This window comes from Methylobacterium sp. WL18, from assembly GCF_008040015.1.
Classification (GTDB): Bacteria; Pseudomonadota; Alphaproteobacteria; order Rhizobiales; family Beijerinckiaceae; genus Methylobacterium; species Methylobacterium mesophilicum.
This window is the reverse complement of sequence record NZ_VRVD01000451.1, coordinates 1-3,833: the sequence shown is the minus strand read 5'-3', so window position 1 is coordinate 3,833 and position 3,833 is coordinate 1. Positions and strand designations below refer to the sequence as shown.

2 protein-coding genes are annotated in these 3,833 nt (G+C 68.0%); both read left to right on the top strand.

Annotation, left to right across the window (positions count from 1 at the left end; all coding sequences use genetic code 11):
* The first annotated feature begins 691 nt into the window (after nt 1–691).
* A complete protein-coding gene (clpS, locus tag FV228_RS22715) occupies nt 692–1,093 on the top strand; it encodes an ATP-dependent Clp protease adapter ClpS (RefSeq protein ID WP_187193701.1) in 402 nt (133 codons plus the stop codon).
* A 37-nt stretch (nt 1,094–1,130) separates the two neighbouring features.
* On the top strand, nt 1,131–3,623 hold the full coding sequence (clpA, locus tag FV228_RS22710; protein WP_147856668.1) for an ATP-dependent Clp protease ATP-binding subunit ClpA: 2,493 nt from the start codon (nt 1,131–1,133) through the stop codon (nt 3,621–3,623).
* The last annotated feature ends 210 nt before the right edge of the window (nt 3,624–3,833 follow it).

The following is a 3,833-nucleotide window of genomic DNA, read 5'->3' as shown; positions in this document are numbered from 1 at the left end:
GGTCAGGACCGCGGCGGCGGCCAAGGCGGCCGGAATCGCGGCCGGCAGCGCGGGGATCGTCCGGGGGCGGCCTACAACGCTACGCATCACGCCTGATTGCCTCGCGAGACCGGCATGCGCCGGTCGTATCTCTGGTGCTGGCCGGCGCTGATCGCGTGGCCCCGCTGCATCGGTTGAGAATTAGGCGGGTGCAGTTACAGGCCCGTTAATGCGAACCGCTCGCGTTCCGAATCGTGTCGTTCCGGCCATGCCTTGACGATGGCGCATGCGGCCCACACCTCTGGAGGAGATCCGGTTTCGTCACCGGTGTCGGCGCGCGACGCGCCGGCCCGGCGGCGCCAAGGAGGCCGGCCATGCAGCGCTCCCCCGCCCTCCCGGCGTCTTACGGAATTCGCCGGTCGGGTATCGGATCTTCCGCGGTCCGAGCCGGGCGATGCGCGTCCACCATGGTCCCTCCCCCCGGGCGGGTTCCGTGCGCTGGCGTCAGCCCTTCGGCATGAACGGGTCGAACGTGATGCGCCGGGCGCAAGCTTTGCGGGGCGGACAAGTGCGCGCAGGCGTCTGGCGAAGTCGCCTCACGGTCTGTAGATTAATGTCCGCCGACCCGGACGCCGCTCCCGGCAGGGTCATGACGGGATCGGTATTGGGGGCCGGCGACGCCCGCTCCAATCGAGGGATCGGTTCGACGCACATGACACAGGTCCCCCTTCAGGGCACCGCGATATCGACGACGCTTCACGGGCCGGCGCGTTTGGCGATCACGGCCTCCGGTTCGCGCGCCCCGGGCGGCGACGACCGGTCCAACACCGCGATCATCACCCGCACCAAGCCGAAGACCAAGAAGCCGAGCCTGTACCGGGTACTCCTTCTGAACGACGATTATACGCCGATGGAATTCGTCGTGCTGGTCGTCGAACGCTTCTTCAACAAGAGCCACGAGGACGCCTACCACATCATGATGCACGTGCATCAGAACGGGGTCGGCGAGTGTGGGGTCTTCACCTACGAGGTGGCGGAGACCAAGGTGACGCAGGTCATGGACTTCGCGCGCAAACACCAACATCCTCTCCAGTGCGTTATGGAAAAGAAATAGGCGCCGTTCGCGGTAGGCACCCACACAGAGGCCAGCTTTGCCAAGCTTCTCACGCAGCCTAGAACAAGCCCTCCACCGAGCCCTCGCGCTCGCCGGCGAGCGACGGCACGAATACGCGACGCTGGAGCATCTCCTGCTCGCCCTCGTGGACGACCAGGATGCGGCCGCGGTCATGCGCGCCTGCAACGTCGAGATCGACACGCTCAAGCGCAGCTTGGTCGACTACGTGGACACCGAGCTCTCGAACCTGACCGGGGACGGGCGCCAGGACGCCAAGCCCACCGCCGGGTTCCAGCGGGTGATCCAGCGGGCGGTGATCCACGTCCAGTCCTCGGGCCGCGAGGAGGTGACGGGGGCCAACGTGCTGGTGGCGATCTTCGCCGAGCGCGAGAGCCACGCCGCCTACTTCCTGCAGGAGCAGGACATGACCCGCTACGACGCGGTCAACTACATCAGCCACGGCATCGCCAAGCGCCCCGGCGCCTCCGAGGCCAAGCCCGTGCGGGGCGCGGAAGAGGAAGGCGCCGCCGAGCGCCCGAGCGACGAGGGCGATCCCCGCGGCGGCGCGAAGAAGAAGGGCGACGCGCTCGACGCCTACTGCGTGAACCTCAACAAGAAGGCCCGGGACGGCAAGATCGACCCGCTGATCGGCCGCCACTCCGAGGTCGAGCGCACGATTCAGGTGCTCTGCCGCCGGCAGAAGAACAACCCGCTATTGGTGGGCGACCCCGGCGTCGGCAAGACCGCGATCGCGGAAGGGCTCGCCCGCAAGATCATCCAGCACGAGGTGCCGGAGGTGCTCGCCGACGCCACCGTGTTCTCCCTCGACATGGGCACGCTGCTCGCCGGCACCCGCTACCGGGGCGACTTCGAGGAGCGCCTCAAGCAGGTGATGAAGGAGATCGAGGCGCACCCGAACGCGATCATGTTCATCGACGAGATCCACACGGTGATCGGTGCCGGTGCGACCTCGGGCGGCGCCATGGACGCGTCGAACCTGCTCAAGCCGGCCCTGGCCTCGGGCACGCTGCGCTGCATCGGCTCGACCACCTACAAGGAGTACCGCCAGTACTTCGAGAAGGACCGCGCCCTGGTGCGCCGGTTCCAGAAGATCGACGTCAACGAGCCGTCGATCCCGGATACGATCGAGATCGTGAAGGGCCTGCGTCCGTACTTCGAGGAGTTCCACAAGCTCAAGTACACCACCGAGGCCGTGAAGGCCGCGGTGGAGCTGTCGGCCCGCTACATCAACGACCGCAAGCTGCCCGATAAGGCGATCGACGTGATCGACGAGACCGGCGCGTCGCAGATGCTGGTGCCGGAGGCGCGCCGTAAGCGCACCATCGGCATCAAGGAGATCGAGGCGACCATCGCCACGATGGCCCGCATCCCGCCCAAGACCGTCTCGAAGGACGACGCGGTGGTGCTCCAGCACCTCACCGAGAACCTGAAGCGGGTGGTCTACGGCCAGCCGAGCGCCATCGAGGCGCTGACCTCGGCGATCAAGCTCGCCCGGGCCGGCCTGCGCGATCCGGACAAGCCGATCGGCTCGTACCTGTTCGCGGGGCCGACCGGCGTCGGCAAGACCGAGGCGGCCAAGCAGCTCGCGTCCTCCCTGGGCGTCGAGATGCTGCGGTTCGACATGTCGGAATACATGGAGCGCCACACGGTCAGCCGCCTGATCGGCGCACCCCCCGGCTATGTCGGCTTCGACCAGGGCGGCCTGCTCACCGATGGGATCGACCAGCACCCGCATTGCGTGCTGCTGCTCGACGAGATCGAGAAGGCCCACCCGGACCTGTTCAACATCCTGTTGCAGGTGATGGACCACGGCAAGCTGACCGACCACAACGGCAAGCAAGTCGATTTCCGCAACGTCATCATCATCATGACGACCAACGCGGGGGCCTCGGACTTGGCGAAGTCGGCCTACGGCTTCACCCAGACGAAGCGCACCGGCGACGACGTCGAGGCGATCAACAAGCTGTTCGCCCCGGAATTCCGCAACCGCCTCGACGCGATCATCTCGTTCGGCCACCTGCCGAAGGAGGTCGTGGCCAAGGTGGTGGACAAGTTCGTCCTCCAGCTCGAGGCCCAGCTCGCCGACCGCAACGTGACGATCGAGCTGTCCGACGAGGCGCGGGCGTGGCTGGTGGAGCACGGCTACGACGACGCCATGGGCGCCCGCCCGATGGCGCGCCTCATCCAGGCGACCATCAAGACGCCGCTCGCCGACGAGGTGCTGTTCGGCAAGCTTAAGGACGGCGGCGCCGTCCGGGTGGTGGTGCGCAAGCCGGAGGACGAGGAGGCCAAGGCCGGCGCCAAGGACAGCCTGGGCTTCGACTTCCCGGCCGGCCCGGTCACGCCGAAGCCCGAGGCGGACGTCACCAACGCGGCCAAGCGGCACAAGCGGGCCAAGCCCCGTGCGGCCACGCGCAAGAAGACCCCGAAGGACGACAAGGGCGGGGGTGGCGGCGGTTCGGGCGGCGGTGTCCGGACCGTGCCGAAGGTGCCACTGGTCCGCGCATAAGGGCCCTCACGCCGGCCGGCAGGCTTCCGGACCACGGCCTGCCGGTCTATGACCGCCGCGACGCGAACGCGCCGCGGCGAGGAGGCGCTTGATGACCGAAGATCTGCACGAGGGGCCTCTATCCCCCGTCACGCATCCTGCGCCTGCCCCGAAGCTGACCCGGCGCGAGGAACGGCGCCGGCGCCGCCAGCGGCGTCGCCGCGGCGAGGA